Source organism: Acidovorax sp. HMWF018, assembly GCF_003061035.1.
Taxonomy (GTDB): Bacteria; Pseudomonadota; Gammaproteobacteria; order Burkholderiales; family Burkholderiaceae_C; genus Acidovorax; species Acidovorax delafieldii.
Genome location: NZ_QAIM01000027.1, coordinates 1 through 1,783, shown reverse-complemented (window position 1 = coordinate 1,783; position 1,783 = coordinate 1). Strand labels below are relative to the sequence as shown.

Below are 1,783 nucleotides of genomic sequence, written 5' to 3'. Positions count from 1 at the left end.
GGAAAGTCAATGAAATCAACGGTCTACCCAGACCACCCCCGCGCCAGTGCTAGCTTTGCGTACCGTCACTTATTGCACTGAAAACGAGGAGACCCCGATCCTCGATAGCCAGCCAGGCCAACGATAGTGGGCTCCACGATCAGAATGGACGACTGGCCGGTCGTTGGTATCGACCACCGTTTCAATGGCTGCATCGAGCATCGTGTTGACGAGTTCAGCGTCAGGGCGCGTCCCGATGGTCCAGCTGACGACCAAGCCATCGAAGCAGTCGATGATGGGCGACAGGTACACCTTGCCGGCCGGGATCTGGAACTCGGTGATGACGCGACTGCAGCGTTCGGCGAATCACCGATGACCTGATCACGGCTTGGGAGCTCTATCTGTTCTGCAGTGCGGTCGACGACGTTTCAGCCCGCATTCATCCCAGAGAACGATGCAGGGAAGTTCTCTGCCAGGTAGCTCTCACCCCGCTCCAACACGAAGTAGCGAAAGGCCTCGGCAGCTGGAGACAGCAGCTTGGACAAGGTGTGCACTACGTTCCAGGCGCGCACCACCGGAGCACCTTCCACGTCCAGCACCGTCAGCAGCCGGCTGTTCAGCTCCAGCCCCACGGTATGCAGCGACAAGAAGCTCAGACCCATGCCGGCCATCACGGCCTGTTTGATGGTCTCGTTGCTGGCCATTTCCATGATCACGCGCAACTCGACGTGCTCGCTGAGCAAAAACTTCTCCAGCGCGGCGCGTGTGCCGGAACCCTGCTCACGCACGATGAAGTCGTATTCCTTGAGCAGAGCTGCGGGCATCTGGGCCGCCAGCGCCAGCGGGTGATCGACCGGTGCCACGAACACGTGCGGGTGCGCAGCAAACGGCTCGGCGCGCGTGGCCAGTTCCTTGGGCGGGCGGCCCATGATGGCGATGTCCACCTCGTTGGCGTGCAGCATCTTCACCAGTTGTTCGCGGTTGCTCACTGCCAGACGCAGGTCGATGTTGCCGTGCTCGCGCCGGAACTCAGCCAAGAGATGCGGCAGAAAGTATTTCGCCGTGCTCACCATGCCGATCACCAGAGTGCCGGTCTCCAGTTTCTGTAGTCGGGCCGCGGCGTCTTCTGCATCCTTGAGCGTGGCCAGCATCTTGCGCGCATAAACCAGCATGTACTCGCCCACGGTGGTCAGCGCCACCTTGCGGCCGTTGCGCTCGAACAGGGGCATGCCCACGTGCCCTTCCAGCTCCTTGATCTGCATCGTCACCGCCGGCGGGGTGAGGTGCAGCACCTGCGCCGCCCGCGCAAAGCTGAGGTGGCGCGCCACCTCGCTGAACACGCGCAATTGCCGGAAGGTGGCGTTCTTCATTAAGTAAAACCTTAATCGAAATTCAAGAAATCGTGAATTTACTTTATTTACACCCAAATTTAAAGTCCGCTCCACCCCAGACAAACCTCACTTTTTGGAGCAACACATGAGCAACGCCCCCGTAGGTTCCACCGAGATCAAGGACGCCAAAAAGCGCTACAGCGCAGGCGTGCTCAAGTACAAGCAAATGGGCTACTGGATGCCCGATTACGTGCCCAAGGACACGGACACGTTGTGCCTGTTCCGCATCACCCCGCAGGACGGGGTGGACCCCGAAGAAGCCGCCGCCGCTGTGGCCGGCGAATCGAGCACCGCCACCTGGACGGTGGTGTGGACCGACCGACTGACCGCCTGCGACAGCTACCGCGCCAAGGCCTACAAGGTGCAGCCGGTGCCCAACCGCCCGGGCGAGTACTTTGCCTGGGTGGCCTACG

The 1,783-nt window shown here is 60.9% G+C and carries 1 protein-coding gene and 2 pseudogenes; 1 reads left to right on the top strand and 2 read right to left on the bottom strand.

What is annotated here, in order from left to right; all coding sequences use genetic code 11:
- Positions 1 to 96: 96 nt before the first annotated feature.
- Positions 97 to 321 (bottom strand): annotated as a pseudogene (locus tag DBR23_RS00730) (DDE-type integrase/transposase/recombinase); the annotation flags it as partial.
- A gap of 86 nt (positions 322 to 407) precedes the next feature.
- Entirely contained in the window at positions 408 to 1,349 is a 942-nt protein-coding gene (locus DBR23_RS00725) for a LysR family transcriptional regulator (RefSeq protein ID WP_026436943.1), read from the bottom strand.
- 106 nt (positions 1,350 to 1,455) lie between these two features.
- Here DBR23_RS00725 and rbcL point away from each other — a divergent pair.
- Positions 1,456 to 1,783: pseudogene (gene rbcL / locus DBR23_RS00720) on the top strand (ribulose-bisphosphate carboxylase large subunit); the annotation flags it as partial.